14 protein-coding genes are annotated in these 18,849 nt (G+C 44.4%); 10 read left to right on the forward strand and 4 right to left on the reverse strand.

Annotated elements, in window-relative coordinates; genetic code table 11:
* The first annotated feature begins 101 nt into the window (after window positions 1–101).
* The 7 genes from MKX30_RS00100 (at window position 102) to MKX30_RS00130 (ending at window position 7,976) form a co-directional block, all read left to right on the forward strand.
* Window positions 102–1,205, forward strand: a complete 1,104-nt coding sequence (locus MKX30_RS00100; protein WP_023988575.1) for a TolC family protein — start codon at window positions 102–104, stop codon at window positions 1,203–1,205.
* Window positions 1,206–1,240: 35 nt separating this feature from the next.
* Window positions 1,241–2,710, forward strand: coding sequence for an efflux RND transporter periplasmic adaptor subunit (locus MKX30_RS00105; protein ID WP_339202137.1), 1,470 nt, complete (start codon window positions 1,241–1,243; stop codon window positions 2,708–2,710).
* Window positions 2,707–3,444, forward strand: coding sequence for an ABC transporter ATP-binding protein (locus MKX30_RS00110; protein ID WP_025723380.1), 738 nt, complete (start codon window positions 2,707–2,709; stop codon window positions 3,442–3,444). The genes MKX30_RS00105 and MKX30_RS00110 overlap by 4 nt, the downstream gene beginning before the upstream one ends.
* Window positions 3,441–4,655 carry an ABC transporter permease gene (locus MKX30_RS00115; RefSeq protein ID WP_028541307.1) on the forward strand — a complete coding sequence of 405 codons (1,215 nt, stop codon included), beginning with the start codon at window positions 3,441–3,443 and terminating at the stop codon, window positions 4,653–4,655. Before MKX30_RS00110 ends, MKX30_RS00115 begins: the two co-directional genes overlap by 4 nt.
* A gap of 68 nt (window positions 4,656–4,723) precedes the next feature.
* Window positions 4,724–5,617: a polysaccharide deacetylase family protein gene (locus MKX30_RS00120; protein ID WP_028541306.1), complete on the forward strand. Its 894-nt coding sequence runs from the start codon at window positions 4,724–4,726 to the stop codon at window positions 5,615–5,617.
* 40 nt (window positions 5,618–5,657) lie between these two features.
* Window positions 5,658–6,134 carry an RNA polymerase sigma factor gene (locus MKX30_RS00125; protein WP_023988580.1) on the forward strand — a complete coding sequence of 159 codons (477 nt, stop codon included), beginning with the start codon at window positions 5,658–5,660 and terminating at the stop codon, window positions 6,132–6,134.
* A 240-nt stretch (window positions 6,135–6,374) separates the two neighbouring features.
* The gene (locus tag MKX30_RS00130; RefSeq protein ID WP_023988581.1) at window positions 6,375–7,976 is read left to right on the forward strand and encodes an alpha-amylase family glycosyl hydrolase; all 1,602 of its coding nucleotides are present in this window, start codon (window positions 6,375–6,377) and stop codon (window positions 7,974–7,976) included.
* A gap of 333 nt (window positions 7,977–8,309) precedes the next feature.
* Here the strand turns inward: MKX30_RS00130 and MKX30_RS00135 are convergent, their stop codons facing one another.
* The 4 genes from MKX30_RS00135 to MKX30_RS00150 form a co-directional block, all read right to left on the reverse strand.
* The gene (locus tag MKX30_RS00135) at window positions 8,310–9,092 is read right to left on the reverse strand and encodes an HAD family hydrolase (protein WP_341062260.1); all 783 of its coding nucleotides are present in this window, start codon (window positions 9,090–9,092) and stop codon (window positions 8,310–8,312) included.
* Window positions 9,093–9,122: 30 nt separating this feature from the next.
* Window positions 9,123–10,172 carry a 2-amino-2-deoxy-D-mannitol dehydrogenase GutB1 gene (gutB1, locus tag MKX30_RS00140; RefSeq protein ID WP_028541304.1) on the reverse strand — a complete coding sequence of 350 codons (1,050 nt, stop codon included), beginning with the start codon at window positions 10,170–10,172 and terminating at the stop codon, window positions 9,123–9,125.
* A 33-nt stretch (window positions 10,173–10,205) separates the two neighbouring features.
* A complete protein-coding gene (locus MKX30_RS00145) occupies window positions 10,206–11,447 on the reverse strand; it encodes an aspartate aminotransferase family protein (RefSeq protein ID WP_023988584.1) in 1,242 nt (413 codons plus the stop codon).
* A 114-nt stretch (window positions 11,448–11,561) separates the two neighbouring features.
* A complete protein-coding gene (locus MKX30_RS00150; RefSeq protein WP_028541303.1) occupies window positions 11,562–12,770 on the reverse strand; it encodes an MFS transporter in 1,209 nt (402 codons plus the stop codon).
* A 491-nt stretch (window positions 12,771–13,261) separates the two neighbouring features.
* Between MKX30_RS00150 and MKX30_RS00155 the strand changes: the two genes are divergently transcribed.
* The 3 genes from MKX30_RS00155 (at window position 13,262) to MKX30_RS00165 (ending at window position 18,622) form a co-directional block, all read left to right on the forward strand.
* On the forward strand, window positions 13,262–14,170 hold the full coding sequence (locus MKX30_RS00155) for an AraC family transcriptional regulator (RefSeq protein ID WP_023988586.1): 909 nt from the start codon (window positions 13,262–13,264) through the stop codon (window positions 14,168–14,170).
* Between the two features lie 117 nt (window positions 14,171–14,287).
* Window positions 14,288–15,352, forward strand: a complete 1,065-nt coding sequence (locus MKX30_RS00160; RefSeq protein WP_028541302.1) for a Gfo/Idh/MocA family protein — start codon at window positions 14,288–14,290, stop codon at window positions 15,350–15,352.
* Between the two features lie 429 nt (window positions 15,353–15,781).
* Window positions 15,782–18,622 (forward strand): alpha-amylase family glycosyl hydrolase, encoded by a 2,841-nt coding sequence (locus tag MKX30_RS00165; protein ID WP_341062261.1) that lies wholly within the window; start codon window positions 15,782–15,784, stop codon window positions 18,620–18,622.
* Window positions 18,623–18,849: the final 227 nt, after the last annotated feature.

The raw sequence follows: 18,849 nt of genomic DNA on the forward strand, positions 1-18,849 counted from the left end.
ATGGGGAGTTGTGCAAAGAAATTGTAATGAAGAGGAAGAATTAAAATTCATATAACAACGTATTTATTATACTTGATGAAACTTAGAAAGAGGGGGGTTCTATGAAAAAACGTATGTTCATTTTATTGTTGTTGGCCTTATCGGCCAGTTCTTTTTCAGAGTCCTTTGTTCATGCAGAGCAGCAGCAGGTTTCCAATGCAAGTGTGAAAATAACACTGAGTCAAGCACAGCAATGGGCACGATCTAATAGCTTTAGCTTGAAGGAGGCTCAGCAAGCGATAGATCGTAACCGGATTAACCTAAAAAATGCAGGTAAGAATTTGGATTTCATCCCAGCAGGTGCAGGCAACGGTGAAGAGGATGCGGCTAGTAGTTCAGCTTGGAAAGGGTATGCCTCATCGACGGTTTCTTATCTGGAATCCAAGAAGCAAATCGAGCTTGCCCAAGATCAGACAGACTACATTACAATGAAAAACTATTATGATGTACTTCTGGCTGATAACAAAGTGAAGAGCAGTGAGGATGCACTTTCGCTCGCACTACTGGAAGAAAAAGCTGCTGAGGCGAAAGCCAAACGCGGGAAAATTTCTCCAGGTGATCAAAGTACGATTATTCAGACTCGTATAGAAGCACAAAAGAATGTGGAGATTGCAAAAGCAGCGCTGCGAAAAGCAATCGATTCACTAAATACACAAATGGGCCAACCTCAAGGTACGGTCTATGAACTGGTGGATCGACCTGTTTACCGGAAGATGGATAACACGAATTTAGATACGCTTGTGACGCGTGCCATCTCGGCGAGTCCTTCGGTATGGAGACAGGAGGAGGCAGTCAAGCTGGCAAAGATGGAAATTAAATATTACACGTGGAACTCGGGAACTGACGATTATGAAATTAAACAGATTGATGTAGACTCAGCGGAAGGCGGATTGGAAAATACCAAGGATCAATTAGCAGAAACACTGAAGAATATGTACTTTAACTTACAGCAGAGTTATGAACAATACGAACAAATGCAAAGTAATCTACAGAACGCCAATAAAGTATTAGATATATCTCGTAAAAAAAAGGAACGAGGATTTGCTACAGGTACGGAGGTAGCCACGAATCAGTTAAAAGTGAAGCAAATTGAACGGAATAAGGATGAACTAATTGTTCAAATAACGCTGCTGCAACATGCTTTAAACAAACCGTGGAGCGTATAGGGTTTAGAAAAAATACATTTTAAGGGGATATAACATTGTCGGAAACAGAAAAGAAAGATGCATTGCAAGTGTTAAGAAGGAAAAAAAGATTGAAAGGGATTATAGGTATTCTTGTCTTGATCATTATAGCGGGAATTGGAAGTTTTGTTTATATGAAAAAGGGGCAGGAAAAGCCCGTGGAGAGTCCTGCGAACCAGATTGTACAGGTACAGAAAACAAACATGACGGATTCGCTTAAAGTGACTGGGACCGTTCAGGCTTCCAAGGAAGTAAATATTAATTTTACAAATGTCGAGGGTGCCAAGCTCATCGCTGTCAATATCAAAGCAGGAGATAGTGTCAAAGCAGGTCAGGTTCTAGCACGATTAGATGATTCGGATGCCAGGCTGCAAATTAAGGATGCCGAATCCAATGTCGCGATTGCAAGGGCCAAGCTGGAGGAAGCCAAGCGCGGACCCAAAACCAATGATATCGAGCTCCAGAAAACCAATGTCTTAAAGGCACAAATGGCGATTAAAACAGCCAAGAACGATATGGAGTTAGAGGAAGCCGCTGCACAAAAGGTGGCAGTCAAGGTGACTTTGGATAAGGCCCAGAAGGATTATGATGACCAGGCTTATCTGGTTCAGAATGATGCGGCAGCAGAAAGTGACCTGGCGACAGCCAAGCAAAATCTGGATAAGGCAAAACTGGATATGAGCAATGCGGAGCTGCAGTACAAGAAGGCACAGACCAAACAGACTGAGGCAATTGAGGAGGCAGAAATGGGCTTTAAAACAGCTTTAATACAATTAAAGGCTGCACAGTCCCCGCCTGAAGCTTCCAACATCCAATCTGCACAGGCTTCTTTACAGCAGGCTGAAACGGCATTAGAGCAGAAGAAAAGTGTCCTGAGCAAATTACAGGTTACGGCACCGTGGGACGGGATCATTTTGAAGGTCAACGGCGATGTGGGTACTAGTCCTACTGCACCTTTTATTGTAATGAATAACTCCAATACAGGCGTTATGAAGGTTCTTGCCAAGGTTAACGAAAGTGATATTGCTAAATTGAAGACCGGACTTCAGGCTACAATGCACTCGAATTCATTCCCGGACAAACAATTTAAAGGCGAAGTACGCTTCGTTTCTCCAGAGCCGGTGACGGAATCGAATGTGACTACATACAAAATTGAATTGTCTTTGGATAGCCAAAAAATAAGGCTGCAACCGGGGATGAACATGGATGTATCACTCCTCTTGGCTGAACGTAAAGACGCGCTGTCCGTTCCATTGTTTGCATTGAGATCCGAAGGTGGAGTGGACGGAGTATATGTAGCGAAGAACCCAGCAAACCCTGCAGATTATGAATTCAGACCTGTGAAGCTGGGTGTTTATACAGCGGATCAAGCCGAAATCAAGTCAGGTGTTAAGGAAGGCGAGACCATTATTATTCCGCCTCAGGACGGTGCTGGTTCGAATGGCAGTCAAGAGGGCCAGGACCCTGATGGGGGTCAGGCACAATGAACGAAGTCCAATTAAATAAAAACGTTATTGAAATTAAAGCATTAAAAAAAATATATGAGGTAGGCGGGCAGGAGATTCAGGCTCTACGTGGTGTGAATTTATCTATTAGCGAAGGTGAGTTTGTTGCCATAATGGGTCCCTCTGGTTCGGGTAAGTCCACCATGATGAATGTCATTGGTTGCCTCGATCATCCTGATACCGGGAAGTATTATCTGGATGGGTATTCCATATTGGATGCTCGTGAGAACGAGCTTTCCGAGATTCGAAATCAGAAACTGGGTTTTGTGTTTCAAAAATTCTATCTACTTTCCCGAACTACAGCATTAGCAAATGTAGAGCTACCTATGATGTATGCAGGTATACCTGCCAAGGAACGCCGGGAACGAGCAGTGGAGGCGCTTCGAAGTGTAGGCCTTGCAGAACGGATGTACAACAAACCTAACGAGCTTTCTGGCGGTCAGCAGCAACGTGTCTCTATTGCGCGTGCGTTGGTGAATAATCCTGTTATTCTGCTGGCGGATGAGCCAACGGGGGCACTGGATACGAAGACGAGCGTCGAGATTATGGAGCTATTTCAGGGTTTGAATGAGCAGGGGAAAACCATCGTCTTGGTTACTCATGAGCTGGAAATCGCTGAATATGCCAAGCGGTTGATCAGCTTTCGGGATGGAGATATTGAGCGTGATGAAAGCATTACCAATAGAAGAATTTCATCAAGGATGGCGAGCCTATGAATTTGATGGAAACGATCCGTGTATCAATTAATAGTTTAACGACCAATAAGCTGCGCTCCTTTTTAACGATTCTCGGTATTATTATCGGGGTGGCAGCGGTTATTGCCATTATGGCGATCGGAAACGGCTCTACAGCCCGCATAAAAGCAGAAATTAATAAATTAGGGAATAACGTATTGATGGTTGCTCCAGCTATGACAATGGTCGATGGTGAAATAGATTTGGACAACACGCCCTCGTTTACTTGGGCTGATGTCGAGGCGTTGGAACAAAAGAATTCTATAGATGCATTGATGCCAAATATATCGAGCAATTCAAAAGCTGCGTGGGGGCGATATAACTATAACGCTACTATTGTAGGGACTTCCACTTCATTCTATAAGGTCAAAAAGTTTTCCTTTGCTGAGGGCAGAACATTTACCAACGATGAGATGGATAAACGCATGAATGTCGCCATTCTTGAAAGCCAAGCGGTTCAACGTCTTTTTGGTGGAGATACCCAAAATGTATTGGGACGAACGTTTCAAATTAAACAGATTCCTTTCAAGGTGATCGGAGTATTGAATACTCAGCCAGTTACGAACTTAAGCTATAGTACTAATGAACAAATTTACATCCCTGCTACAACCATGATGAACCGTCTGGGTGAGAAAAACATTACGGGATTGGACGTGTCTGCCAAGTCACCAGCTTTGATGGATCAGGCTCGTCTAGACATATTGGAAAGCTTGCGTGTGACGCATCAGCTAAAACCCTCGGAACCGGATCAATTTCAAATTATGAGTCAGTCAGAGGCAGCAGGTGCAGCTTCCGGTGTAGATAATATCATGACCAGCTTACTGGGTGGTGTAGCCGCGATATCGCTCGTGGTAGGGGGAATCGGAATTATGAATATTATGATGGTTTCGGTTATAGAGCGTACAAGAGAAATCGGTATTCGGAAAGCCATTGGTGCTAAGCCGAGAGATATTATGATTCAATTTCTATCTGAAGCGGTCATCTTTGGTCTGTTAGGAGGTACAATCGGAGTTGTAACAGGCATAGGAGCGTCCAAAATAATCGAAGCAACGACACATATGACCATTGAATTTACGATCTCGCCTATTATATATTCGTTTCTTAGCTCTGCGGGCACAGGCATCCTATTTGGAGTATACCCGGCTTATAAAGCAGCAAGTTTAAAGCCTATAGATGCATTGAGATACGAATAATTTCAATTGGCACATGGTCGCAAAATGAAACGTAAACAGCTTCTAGATTTTTGGAGGAACATATACTAATGGAAAAAAGCTATACGCATAATAGAACCAGAGCTCATCGGATGAAGAGAAATAGAAGAAGACTACTGTTTATTATTATCATTTGTATTGTTCTAATTATTTTAAAACTCTTTGATATCTTTAGTAGTAAACAACAGCCGGTATTAAATAACGAATCCAAAGGGAGCGAATCACCTCTAAAAAATGTTTCGGGTGTTGAAGATGCAGCATTTGTTGAAAAATACTTGAATCAGCAAATGCAAGGACATCGGCCTGAGGGGATAGACGGTAAAAAAGTAGTCTATTTATCTTTTGATGATGGCCCATCGGTCACCGTAACGCCTAAGATATTGGATGTTCTTAAAGAAGAAAATGTGAAAGCAACGTTTTTTGTGGTAGGAAAGGCAGTAGAAGAAAATGAAGTGGCTAAAAAAATAACAAAAAGAGTAGTTAAAGAAGGACATGCTATCGGAAATCATACCTACTCACATGACTACAGTTATTTATATCCTAATCAAACTGTGAATTCGAGCATTTTTATGAAGGATATTGAAAAAACAAATCAAGTTTTAAAGCAAATATTGGGGCAGAATTTCTCCACAAGAGTAATTCGTTTTCCAGGTGGCCATATGACATGGCAGAGAAATGATCCCAATGGTATGGAAGTGCTGGACAAAGCTCTACATGATAAGGATTACCATCAGATTGACTGGAATGTGTTACCTAAAGATGCAGAAGGTGCACCTAAGAATGCTGAACAATTAATTCGCGAATTCATAAGGAACATGGGGACTAGAGAAAAAGCAGTTGTACTCATGCATGACACTTATGGGAAAGAAGAAACTGCCAAAGCCTTGCCTGAAATCATAACATATTTAAAAAAGCAGGGATATGAATTTAAGACTATAAAGTGACTTACCGATTCCAATCAAAACAGAAGGGACAAGCAGTAATATGGATATTAAAGATGTGGAGGATCAATATTTATCTTGCAAATCAGATCTCTTTGGCTATCTATTAAGGATATTGCATAACAAACAGGATGCCGAAGATTTGTTGCATGAGTGCTTTATTCGGTTTATAAGAGCTTCACCTGACTTGCCTCAAGATCGTATTCGGTTTTACCTTTTGAGAATTGCCAAAAATTTAGCTATAGATTTAATCAGAAAACGAAAAAAGATGGATGAATACAACTTACGCAAGGAACTGCTTTATTATCACTGGGATATCCTCGATTTTGAAATTCAGGAGGAGGTCAATCGAATTCTTTTGATGGCAAGTAATACCGAGCAAAGGACGGTACTTGAATTGCGTTTAGTCCGAGGATACTCCATAAAAGAAACGGCTAGAATCTTAAACAAGAGTGAAAATTCAGTAAAGTCTTCGCTGCACAGAGCTTCAAAACGCATTAAATTAAGATATATTTCCTGAACTGATTTGGACGACAGCAGACAATCTTTTATTCAGCAAATCGAAAGTACTAAATCTAAGAAAAAGAATAATTTCCGAAAGAGGAGTAGACATAGAGTCTGCTCCTCTTTCGTTCGATACAGAGATAAAGCAATAAGATCGATATTTTCCACCATAATAGATAATAAATATCCCCTTTTTTTGGATTGTTTCTATTTATAATGAAAACGCACCCATAACAATCAAAGGAGCTGATTTGTTTTGACACGTAACAAACGCTTAAGAAGATTGTCCACCGCCATGTTAACGGTGCCTATGCTCACGATGTTCGCTTCAGGTGCAATGGCAGAGCAGGAAATGAACGGACATAAGCCTCCGGTTTCTACTGGAAGCGGCGTATTTTATGAAATTTATATCAATTCTTTTTATGATTCGAATGGAGACGGACACGGTGATTTGAAAGGAATCACACAAAAACTTGATTACTTAAACGATGGCAAACCCCATTCGGGTAAGGATTTGCAGGTCAGCGGCCTCTGGCTTATGCCCCTTAATCCATCTCCAAGCTACCATAAATATGATGTAACTGATTACTATCAGGTGGACCCGCAGTATGGGAGTCTAAATGATTTCCGCACCTTGATGAAAGAAGCGGACCGAAAGGGCGTCAAGGTGATCATGGACCTTGTTATCAATCATTCGAGCAGCGAGCACCCATGGTTTAAGGAGGCCAGTGCCAACCCACAAAGCAAATACCACGACTATTACGTATGGGCGGATGAGAACACAGATCTGGAAGAAAAGGGCTCGTGGGGTCAGCAGGTATGGCATAAGAACCCGAATGGCGAAGGGTATTTCTACAGTACATTCTGGTCGGGCATGCCGGATCTGAACTTTGACAATCCCGAAGTCCGCAAAGAAATGATCAAAGTCGGCAAGTATTGGCTGCAGCAGGGTGCAGACGGGTTCCGGCTTGACGCGGCGATGCATATTTTTAGAGGACAGACGAAGGATGGTGCGGATAAGAACATCGCATGGTGGAATGAATTCCGTTCCGAGATGGAGAAGGTAAATCCAAATGTATATCTGGCAGGAGAGGTATGGGACAAACCGGAGACCATAGCTCCTTATTACGGACCGCTCCATTCCCTGTTTAATTTTGACCTGGGTGGAACGATTTTGAACTCCGTGAAAAACGGCCGAGATCAGGGTATCGCGGCATTCGCCGAGAAAACGCTGCAACTGTACAAATCGTATAATAAGGCGGCACTCGATGCTCCGTTCCTGAGCAACCATGACCAGACCCGTGTCATAAGCGAAGTGGGCGGAGATGTGCGAAAAGCCAAGCTGGCTGCTTCCATTCTTTTGACGCTTCCGGGTCAGCCGTTCCTCTATTATGGGGAAGAAATCGGCATGAAGGGAGAGAAGCCTGATGAGTATCTTCGTGAGCCTATGCGCTGGTACAAGGGAGATGGCCCTGGTCAAACGACGTGGGAGAAACCCAAATACAACACAGGCGAGGTATCAGTGGAAGCGCAGCTGAGGGACGATGATTCCCTGCTGGAAAGCTATCGCACACTCATCCGTCTGAGGGAAGAACATGAAGCTTTACGCAGCGACAGTCTGCAACCTATACAAGCAGGTTCTGCCAGCGTGACCGCATTTAAACGTACTTCAGGCAAAGAAACACTATATGTATATCATAACCTGTCTGGAGAGCCGGTTACCCTGCAGATGAAAGATTTCGATAAGGGTAAATGGAAAGTGGTCTTCTCCACCTCAAAGAATGTAAAGGTGAAGAAAGGAACAGTTACAATTCCGGCTTACAGTTCTCTAATTACCGAAGAAGACAGAAAGAGCTGAATATACGGCAAAATTACCGTTCAGATGAAGCAGGATATATATCGATGAATCTAGTTTGGGGTGTTAACAGCACCCCATTTTACTATATAAGTTTTGCTGCATACGAATAGAGGATTTAAAACCGTCAGGAGATCAGTTATATGTCAAAAAGACAGTTTTTACGACGGTTGTGTGTCGAACCGAGAAAATTACTCGTTTCAACTAGACCACTTCGATGTAAAGCACGCCCCTTAGAGTACACACAGGGAAGGATAAATGCATTCTCCAGTGTATATTCCAAGGGGCATTATTTAATACCCTCAATCATAGTAAAGATTGGACGATTCCATATGATTATAAAGGGGGTATGCCTTCCGGTACATTTCGGCTCTTGCTCTTAGCAAGCAACTTCTCATCGAACGGCAGATTCTCTTTGATCGCCCACAGGTCGTCATAGCTGAGAATCCAGCGATCGGCTCTGGACAGATCCTGCCGGCCGGAGCCGGGGTTGTGGAAGCCGATGCAGTGCATTCCTGCGCTTTTGGCTGCCTGGACACCGTTCTGTGAATCCTCAATAACGATGCAATGGGCCGGTGCAATGCCTAGCTGTTCGGCGGCGTATAAGAAAATGTCCGGTGCCGGCTTACCCTGCAATACCTCTTCACCGGTGATTCGAATGTCGAAGTAACGGCCAAGTCCTGTCTTTTCCATAATGAGATCAATTAGCGCTCGTGGAGAGGAAGAGGCTACCGCGACCGGAATCCCTTTCTCTTGCAGCCAGTCCAGCCACCGTTCCAGTCCGTCGATCGCCAAAAGGCCCTCGTGTGCAATCATCGTCTGCATCACATTTTTTCGGTGATAGGTCAGGGCCTCTTCCACCGTATTGGTGAGCTGATGTCTGTCCAGTACCTGACGCCACATAGATTCGAGTGTCACTCCAACATAGGTATGGTGCTCTTCTTCCGTCATGGACGCACCGAAATGGGCAAAGGAGCTGCGTTCAACTTCAAAATAAATCGGTTCGCTGTCTACCAACACCCCGTCCATGTCGAAGATGACCGCTTTGACTGGAACGGACGCTGATGGGTCTCCTGTGCATTCATGATTCGTCGGTGTAACATGATGAATGCTCGTCATGTCCATTCTCCCCCTTGTTAGTAGCTAAATTTAGTTGCCCGAGCCATTCGATTGCAGCACAATCTTGATCGCCTGAGACGAAGGCTGAAGTGTCCGCTCGCTGATATTGCATCCAAGTGTCTTAAAGGCTTCATGGTAGTCATCAAGCGGATACGAGTGGGTAATGATTTTTTTGGCGGGAATGATCTGCTGCTCAATCAGGTAATGCGCCGTGGAGAACGTGCCCAGAGAATCAATCGAGCCGATGATTTTAAGGCTACGGTCAACGACCTCTTTCGGATTAAACGAGCTTATCCCATCTCTCAGCCCCACCAGCATCAAATACCCGCCGCTCGCAAGCTGGCTTAATACCTCAGTGCCGACCACTCCTGTGGTATCCACAATCATGTCCACCTGATTCTTTAACGGAGCTAGCTCATGAATGGCCGACTCCAGTGTGGCGTGCGCGGACCATCGCTCAGGGGCAATGGAATCCGCTATGGCGAGCCGCTCCTCCGAGATGTCAACGAGGCAACCAGTTACACCTTTCGAAGCAAGAGCATAGCTGTACAGAATCCCGATCGGACCTGCGCCTAGAATAACGGTTGTGAAGTTCGGCAGCAGGTTAATCTGGTTGATCCCGGTTAGCATACAGCTCAGCGGTTCGGTCAGCGTCGCTTCTTCGTAGCTGATATGATCCTTCAGCTTGTACAAAAAACGGTCCTCAGTCACATAATAATCGGTGAACGTACCGTCGGCGCTGACTCCGGTCTCTGTTACGGCTTTATGTGTGCAATGATTCTGTCTTCCTGTCCGGCACATTTCGCATTGACCGCAGTAATATGTTGGATCAATCACCACACGGTCCCCAGGCTGCAGTGAACTGACGGCTGATCCTACAGCGATCACATCCCCCGCTGATTCGTGGCCCAGGATAGTGGACGGCACGGCATGATATTTGCCACTGATGATGCCTAAATCCGTACCGCATACGCCTGTCGCCCGGATCCGGACGAGTACATCGTTATCTTTTTTAATCTCCGGGACAGGTCTTTCCTCAAGTGCGACATCCCAAGCTGATTTGTATACCAGTGCAAGCATAAATAGTCCTCCTTTTGCCTGTTAGGCAGATGGTTAGTGTAGGGTGGTCAGAACAGTGTCAAGCCGCTTAACAATTTCGACAATCTCATCTTCCGTAGCCGTGAGGGAAGGTCTCACTTTGACCACATTGCCATAACCGTAACGGGAGCCTCTGAGAATTAGCTGCTGTTCGGCAAAAGCGCGGTCGATAATCGCATTGCTCTTAACTGCATCTGGGGCATTATCCTCGTCGACAATTTCCAGTCCCCACATCAATCCGACGCCGCGAGCCTCACCGATGATGCAATCGTGCTTGTCGGCCATCTCCGTCAGCAGGGTTCCGAGCAGGCTTCCTTTGGACCGAACGGCTTCCAGAAAACCAGGCTCAGATACAACCTCCAGCGTGGCTTTGGCTGCCGTAACCGAGATTAGATTGCTGCCTGAGGTGAAGGAGTGCTCGTGCTTCTCCAAGACATTAAGACGAGACTGCATTAATACCGCTGCTACCGGTACACCAATGCCGCCGAGACCCTTGGCGAGAGTAATGATATCTGGCTGGATATCCAACAACTCACTTGCGAACATGTAGCCTGTCCGCCCAATCCCGGTCTGCACCTCATCAGCGATCAGGATCAGCCCATACTCGTTGCACAGCTGACGGAGCCGCTTAAAATATCCTGCAGGTGGGATGATATTGCCTCCGTTGCCCAAGATGGGTTCAATAATCATGCAGGCCACAGAGCCTGAGCTTGCATACTCAATGGCATCCGATATGGCTTCGACGCATTGATAACCACACTTGTCAGGCGAAGAATTAAACGGGCAGCGATAGCAGTAGGGAGCAGGTACATGCAGGGAATTTGCTGCAGCCGAGTTGGGAAATTTCCTCCGCCGGAAGGCGTTGCCGGATATGCCTGTTGCGAACTGGGTCTGCCCATGATGGGATAAATACAGGCTGATTATATCGAGCGCTCCTGTATATTTCTGGGCTAGCTTCACAGCGCATTCGTTCGCCGTGGAGCCGGTAATATCTCTCATCCATCCCGCGTCGATGCCGTTCGGCGTATACTGGATCAGATGATCCAGGACTTCCTCGACGTAAGGCTCGGTAAAGGATGAGGACATGTGGGCAAGATTGGCGACTTGTTCCTGTACCTTGGTGACGACATGAGGGTGATTATAACCGAGCGATAGATTGAAGGTGCCAGACACGCCATCCAAATATTCCTTACCGGAATCGTCAATCAGAGTAATGCCTTTTCCGTATCTGAAGCGTTCTTTGGTTAAGGTATGCACGATGTTTCCCTCCATATCAGAATATACATTCTCATTAAGTACATTCTTTAAAAAGTGTACTGCCCTGCTACAACATAACGCGGCGGGCCTCACCTCCCTCAAGAATAAAGAATCTCATCCTTCCTTGCCCTGATGGACAAGGGAGTCAACTACCCGTCTGCTCCTGCCATTCCACAGATGCGAGAGAATGACTGCCAGCAGTAAAATTAGGCTGAAAGCCGCCAAAATCCAAAGGGTAGTCGTCACCGACCATTCGCTCATGCTCCAGCCTGTTACATATTGAAGAACTGCTCCGCCAATTCCGCCTGACGCAATCAGAATGCTGGTCGTTCTCTCGGTCATTCCCGGAATCAGCAGGTTCGCATAGACGAGGGCAATACAGAAGAGACCGGACATGAATAACCCTGCACCAAAAATCAGAAGGTATGTAGCCCACTGACTGGATACAAACGCCATTGCAACCAGAAAGCAGAAAGTTCCGATTCCGCTCCACAGTAGGAAAGGAATATATCCTGCTGACTCAGCAATCTTCCCTGAGAACATGCGGCCGATGATCATCGCAATCCAGAGTATGCTAACACCCAACGAGGCTACGGATTCCCGAATCTGCAGGGTCTCGATCAGAATAGAGGGCAGGAAGTTCATGAGCCCCAGTTCAAGCCCCATGTAAACAAAGAAGAATACAATGAATATTCCCAGTAACACACGGTGCTGTACCGAGTACCGGGCTTGTTCGACCGATCGCTCAGAGGTTTGGAGATCTGCTTGGATAAGGTGGGAAGAGGAGGAAGCAGGCATGGTAATCCAGAACAGTCCCAGAATAAACGTCAGAAGGGAGATGGTGTAGAAGGTCAGATACCACATTCCAAGCCAGATATACAGGCTTACCACTGCGGGAATGAGCAGTGCACCAAGTGCAAAATAGACATCCAGCTTGGACATGGCTACGGCTTTCTGCTCTTCGGTGAACTCAATCGTGAACGCTCCGATGGACGACTCAATGATGCCTGAGCCGAAGCCAACCCAGATGGTCATCACGATAACCCAGGTCCATGAGGGGAGTACACCCAAGAAGGCATACCCTGCCACGATACTAACCAGAGCAATGGACAGCATAGACTTGCGACCGATGTGTAGAGCCATGAAGGGGGAGAACAGAACGCCGACAAGAAATCCGAAAAACTGAAGGAACAACAATAATCCGCCATCGCTGTACCCCCGTCCATAGTAAGGCAGTAGAACCGGCAGTAATGCTCCAAGCACCACACTAGTAATGCCGATTAGCAGATAGAAAGCACAACTTAAAGCGAATAGTCTCTTCAAGGTCCGTCCCTCCATAAGTCTATATTTTTTATATGGATTCTGTTGCTTTACTAGATTATACCTTTTTATTGGAAATGTATATATCTCTTTATATAAAAAATGTAAAAATAATCGTTCGACAATTTTACACGTATTTGCTTAATCTAGTTAAGGCGAAACTTGGTTATCTGAAGAAACTGCAAGCGGAAGGGAGAAATAAGATCAGCCCAAATTGTTTTCGGGCGCCAAACCGCTCATAATTGAGGCATAACTTTGTGTTTGCAAAATTAGGTTAGTAAGGATACCTAACAGTGGTTTTACTTAATACAACTATGATTGATAGGGTAGGAAAAAGAATGTTAAACGCTTACAATTCAAAAGGGAGAGGGAATTTTATTCGAAAGTTGAGAAGGAGAAAAATGAAGAGGAGAAGAAGGAATGCAGTGCAGCATCATTATCAATAGTCATGTGTACGGCTTTTTTGAACTTTACAACAAAAGGAGTCTACCAAAATGAATTTTTATTTGGAAATCCCGGAGCTTGACCGACATTTTCCTTTCCGGAGCTTTATTAATAAAGGTGACGTGCTTTGCTATCCTCATTGGCATAAAGAAATTGAAATTATTTATGTGACTCAGGGAACCTTGGATCTGGGAATTAACGATATTTCGATACGGATGAAAAAAGGTGAAGTTCAGTTTATAAATGGGGGTGATGTTCATTATTTTTTGGCTTCTCCCGACAGCGAACGGGTGGTTATTCAATTTGATCTGAGCTTTTTTCAAGAGGTTTCCACATTAAGTGATCAGAAACGCCCTCTTAGATATATATTTACGGAGATGGAGCAATCAAGCTGGAACTGGCCAGAAGAAACAGCAGCTAAAATGCTTCCTCTGATTCAAAGCATTTATGATGAGAACGTCAACCACCACGAAGGTCATGCTTATATGATCAAAGCCAAGCTGTTTGAGATGTTGACTCTTATTATGCGTGAAGTGCCGAGAAGCATGACGCCAAGGCTTTCTGAAATCTCTGAAAGAACCTTAACACAATCAAAGGACACCCTTTATAAACTGGAACGTATTTTTGAGTATGTGGAATGCCATTATCATGAAACCATCTCGCTGAAGAATGTCGCTGATTATATGGGTTTCAGTCCCTATTATTTCGCCAGACTGTTTAAGAAGAATACGGGGATGACCTTTGTAGCATTTTTGAATGATTACAGACTGAATAAGGCAAAATGGATTTTGTTGAATGAAAACAATCCGATCACTGAGGTCGCAGAGGCAGCAGGATTCAGTAGTGTAAAGACGTTTCATCATCTCTTTAAGGAAGCGACAGGAACATCACCATTGAAATACCGCAGGACAATATTCGGGAATAATACAGCAAGAAATGAGGAGGAAAGCTTTTCATGAGATTTGTATGATAGAGCTATCCGACGAAGTGAAGGGAGAGTTACGAGGACATTAAAATTTATGGATCCATGGGTAACCGCTTGATATGCGGTAGGCTTAAATCAGAAGTGGAGGAAGATGAAAATGGGCAATCGTATATACAATGTAGTCATTATCGGTTATGGAGGCATGGGAAGCTACCATGTTCAATTGATCGAATCTAATCAGCAACTTGCCGTTGGCGGTGTATATGATATTGTTGATTACCGAATGGAACTGGCTGCGGCTGCTGGCTATAAAACCTACGCAAGCCTGGATGCCGTTCTGGCCGATCAGGCCGTGGATATTGTTTTGATAGCAACACCTAATGATGTTCATAAGGAAATCGCGATCCAGGCGCTACAAGCTGGAAAACATGTCATTTGCGAAAAACCAGTTACGATAACGAGCGCGGATTTCTTGGATATTGTTGAGGTGGCGAAGAAAGAAAATCGTGTGTTTACGGTACATCAAAACCGTCGATGGGATGAAGACTTCCGAATTATCAAAGATATAATTGGCAATAAGACCGTAGGCGAGCTTTTCCAGCTGGAATCGCGAGTTCAGGGGGCTAATGGGATTCCAGGTGACTGGCGGCAACTAAAGGCGTATGGAGGAGGAATGCTGCTGGATTGGGGAGTACATCTATTGGACCAGCTGCTTCAGATTACGGACAGCAAAATAGAAAGCGTAGCTGCTACCCTAAGCTATATTTTGGGGACTGAAGTGGATGACGGCTTTACCAGCTTTATTGAGTTCAAGGACGGCCTGACAGCAGTCATTGAAGTGGGTACAACCAATTACGTAAAGCTGCCGCGCTGGTATATTAAAGGAACCGAAGGAACCGCAGTGATTAGGGATTGGGATTTGAGCGGAGAGATCGTCACCCGAAATCCAGATGTCGCTCACGTGGAACCCAAGCCGATTCAAGCAGGTCAAGGATTGACGAAAACGATGGCGCCGCCATCTGAGGAATCCACCCTTAAGTTCCCGATTGAGAAAATACCTGCTGCTGCAGAAAGCTTTTATGAAAATTTTGTCTCCACCATCGAAGGAAAAGCGGAGATTGCAATCAAAAGCGAAGAAGTACACCGTGTATTGGTGCTGATTGAGACGATTTTTGAGGCGGGGGCAACCAAAAGCGTGATTCGAAGAACTATTTAGATCTGCTGCTTTATTTTCGATCCGTCATAAGAGAGATATATAGGAGCCTGGAGAGAACCAAACAGATTTATTTAATGAAATTTTGGGATGCATTTAAGTAATCAGAAACCTTTGAAATGGTGAGCAAAATAATTTTGCCCACCATAAAACACAAGCGGGTATCGCTCCACAACCGAATTCTATTGCTTGATCATTTTTAAGTTGCTGAGATTTTGAATAGGTTTAATTTACACGAAAAAGAAAAAGATGTTTTACATAAAATCCGTTATTTCCTCCTTATAAATCAACATATTCCACTCTAAATTCTTCCATAAAAACATAAAATAATCCATGAAAGTGCTAGCATAATCATTTGTATGAGAAAGAGGAAGGGAGAGATCGTTTATTGTACTGTGCGACCAGAAGAATATAGATGAAGGGACGTAGAGAATGAGGAGTTATAAACGAAGATCTTGGAAACGCTTATTTTTACTCATGATCACGGGGATACTTGTATTAACATCAGTAAGTGTTGTTACGCCGATCAATGCTGATGAATCGCCTAAAAACGTTACAAGTACATCAGTAAAACTTTCATGGAAAGCCTCCGAAGACATCTCCAATGGTAGTAGAGTATCAGATTACGATCTCTATCGCAACGGTTCTCTCATCAAGCAGAATATCTCCGATGCAACATATGCCAATCTGCCGAAGAACCTTGATTTGACAGCCCTTCCAGACAACCAAGCAATAGTTTACTATTTTAAGAAAAGCCGTGGCTGGAGCGATGTAAATATCCACTATGCTCCCGATGGTTCATCCTGGACATCCCCGCCGGGTATCAGCATGAATGAAAACGCTTGCTTGGATTGGGCCAAAAAAACTATTGATCTTGGCTCCAAAACATCGATGAAAGCAGCATTTAACAACGGCTCTGTCTGGGATAATAATAAAGGCGCTGATTATCATTTAGCTGCTGGTTTAAGTACCGTCAAAGACGGTATCGTCACAACAACCGGAGCTAAGAATCCGTGTAACCCTCCGGTTATTGATTTAGAAGCACCTTCTATACCTCAATTATTGATAGCCAATGCCGATGGACTACGAATCCAATTAGAATGGGATCCTTCTGTTGATAATGTTGGTGGAAGTGGAATCGGCGGGTATGAGATCACTCGCACAGGAGGAACTAAAGGCAAAAAGGTCTATACGACGACCCGTACTACCTTCCAAGATTCATTATTGGAGGCGAAAACGACATATACGTATACAGTTAAGGCATACGATAAAGCAGAACCAGCCAACAATTCGGAAAGTAGTATTGAGGTGAGTGCAACAACAGGAACTTCATCACCTCCTGCTTCAAAGGGAAGTCCGATCGGAACAGATATGCGTGAAGATTCAATTTACTTTGTGATGACTGCCAGATTCTATGATGGGGACCCTTCGAACAACCGAGGTGGTGCGAATCATGTTTCAAGCGGCAATGCAGCCAACAGTGATCCAATGTTTAGGGGCGATTTTCAAGGGTTAATCAATAAACTGGATTATATCAAGGCTCTTGGCTTCTCAGCGATTTGGATTACACCGGTTGTATTGAATCGATCTGACTATGACTTTCACGGCTATCATGGTTACGATTTTTTTCGAGTGGATCCCAGGTTAGAGTCACCAGGTGCAACATACCAGGATTTGATTAATGCTGCACACGACAAAGATATTAAAATTATACAGGATGTTGTGTACAATCACTCTAGCCGCTGGGGTGCAAAAGGTCTATTCACGCCAAAAGTATTCGGTATTCGAGATAATCAGTGGACCTGGTACTATGACGAACCTCAAGAAGGAATCGAGTACGATGGCCTTCAGCAGAATGACGCAGGCAAGCCGTATAACGGTGACCTATGGTCAACGAAGGAACCGGAGGGCAACACCTGCCGGAATTGGGGAATCCCAATGAACTCAAAAACCTACAATTGCCAATGGCCCAACCCCACCTCTGGCATGTTTCCTTCACAGTACTATCACAGTTGCTGGATCGGCAATTGGGAAGGGGAAGATTCACGGAGTTGTTGGCTGCATGAGGATCTGGCTGACTTTAATACAGAGTCGAAGCCTGTCCAAGATTATTTAATTGAAGCGTACAATCGATTTATAGATATGGGTGTAGACGGGTTTAGGATAGACACCGCTGTGCACATTCCACGCGTTACCTGGAACCGTCATTTTCTTCCTGCAGCGCAGGAGCGGGCGATTGAGAAGTTTGGTGAAAAAGGACGTAATTTCTATATGTTCGGTGAAGTAGGTGCTTTCGTTAACGATAAATGGAACCGAGGTTCTGTGAATCATTCGGCTCAATTCTTCACTTGGAAGGAGCGCAAAGAGTACAGCACCAATGATGAAGTAGCTGCGTTGGAACAATATCAACACGAAAATAATCTTGGTACAGCCAATCAGCCTTTATCTGATAATGCATTCCTCAAAGGGAATTTGTATCATGAACCGGACCATTCGCAATCCTCCGGGATGAATGTAATTGATATGAGGATGCATATGAATTTTAGTGATGCGAATAACGCATTTTGGAATGGCAAGGATTCGGATGACAGTTATAACGATGCGACCTATAACGTAGTGTATGTAGATAGCCATGATTATGGACCTAACAAATCATCGACCCGGTATACGGGGGGCACGGCTGCATGGGCTGAGAATATGAGTTTAATGTGGACTTTCCGTGGAATTCCAACATTGTATTACGGCTCAGAAATCGAATTTCAGGCAGGCAAGCCAATCGACTGTGGTCCAACGTGTCCATTAGCAACCACAGGACGTGCTTACTATGGAGATCATATTGAAGGTACAGTAGTAGCCTCCGATTTCGGACAGGTAGCTTCTGCTTCAGGTTCGGTTGCTCAAACCCTGCAGCACCCACTTGTAAAGCACATTCAGCGACTGAATCAAATTCGAAGAAGTATTCCTGCCTTGCAGAAAGGACAGTATTCTACAAAGGATGTAAGCGGACAAATGGCGTACAAGCGACGTTATACGGATTCATCAAAAGGCATAGACAGTTATGCTTTAGTTACTGTTAGTGAATCAGCTGTTTTTCGGAATATTCCTAACGGCACTTATAAAGATGCTATTACCGGAGACGTCAAAGAGGTCACGAATGGGACGCTCAATCTGGCAGTTTCGGGCAAAGGAAACTTAAGGGTATATGTACTTGATCTCCCGGGTAATCCTGCTCCTGGTAAGATCGGTGAAAACGGGCCTTTCTTGAAGCCTTAATTTTTAAATATAAGAAGCATGGAGGGAATGACATTCCTAGGAGTGTCGGTGGTTTGAGGTTTTAAAAACACACTCATAAACATATGGGTGTGTTTTTTTGGTGTTAAAGTAGCACAGATACCAAGAAGATGTAACATTTGCCGCAGCTTATTACGTTAATGTAGACACCTTAACGTACTTAAGAGTATTCTTATGTGTACTTAAGAGGGACCCCATTGCAACCAAAA

Source organism: Paenibacillus sp. FSL P2-0173, assembly GCF_038008045.1.
Lineage (GTDB): Bacteria > Bacillota > Bacilli > Paenibacillales > Paenibacillaceae > Paenibacillus > Paenibacillus polymyxa_B.

Excerpts from the sequence above, each read along its gene's own strand:
- MKX30_RS00165 (WP_341062261.1), top strand. The coding sequence starts at position 15,782 with ATGAGGAGTTATAAACGAAGATCTTGGAAACGCTTATTTTTACTCATG.
- MKX30_RS00155 (WP_023988586.1), top strand. The coding sequence starts at position 13,262 with ATGAATTTTTATTTGGAAATCCCGGAGCTTGACCGACATTTTCCTTTC.
- MKX30_RS00120 (WP_028541306.1), top strand. The coding sequence starts at position 4,724 with ATGGAAAAAAGCTATACGCATAATAGAACCAGAGCTCATCGGATGAAG.
- MKX30_RS00135 (WP_341062260.1), bottom strand. The coding sequence starts at position 9,092 with ATGACGAGCATTCATCATGTTACACCGACGAATCATGAATGCACAGGA.
- MKX30_RS00115 (WP_028541307.1), top strand. The coding sequence starts at position 3,441 with ATGAATTTGATGGAAACGATCCGTGTATCAATTAATAGTTTAACGACC.
- MKX30_RS00125 (WP_023988580.1), top strand. The coding sequence starts at position 5,658 with ATGGATATTAAAGATGTGGAGGATCAATATTTATCTTGCAAATCAGAT.
- MKX30_RS00110 (WP_025723380.1), top strand. The coding sequence starts at position 2,707 with ATGAACGAAGTCCAATTAAATAAAAACGTTATTGAAATTAAAGCATTA.
- gutB1 (WP_028541304.1), bottom strand. The coding sequence starts at position 10,172 with ATGCTTGCACTGGTATACAAATCAGCTTGGGATGTCGCACTTGAGGAA.
- MKX30_RS00100 (WP_023988575.1), top strand. The coding sequence starts at position 102 with ATGAAAAAACGTATGTTCATTTTATTGTTGTTGGCCTTATCGGCCAGT.
- MKX30_RS00160 (WP_028541302.1), top strand. The coding sequence starts at position 14,288 with ATGAAAATGGGCAATCGTATATACAATGTAGTCATTATCGGTTATGGA.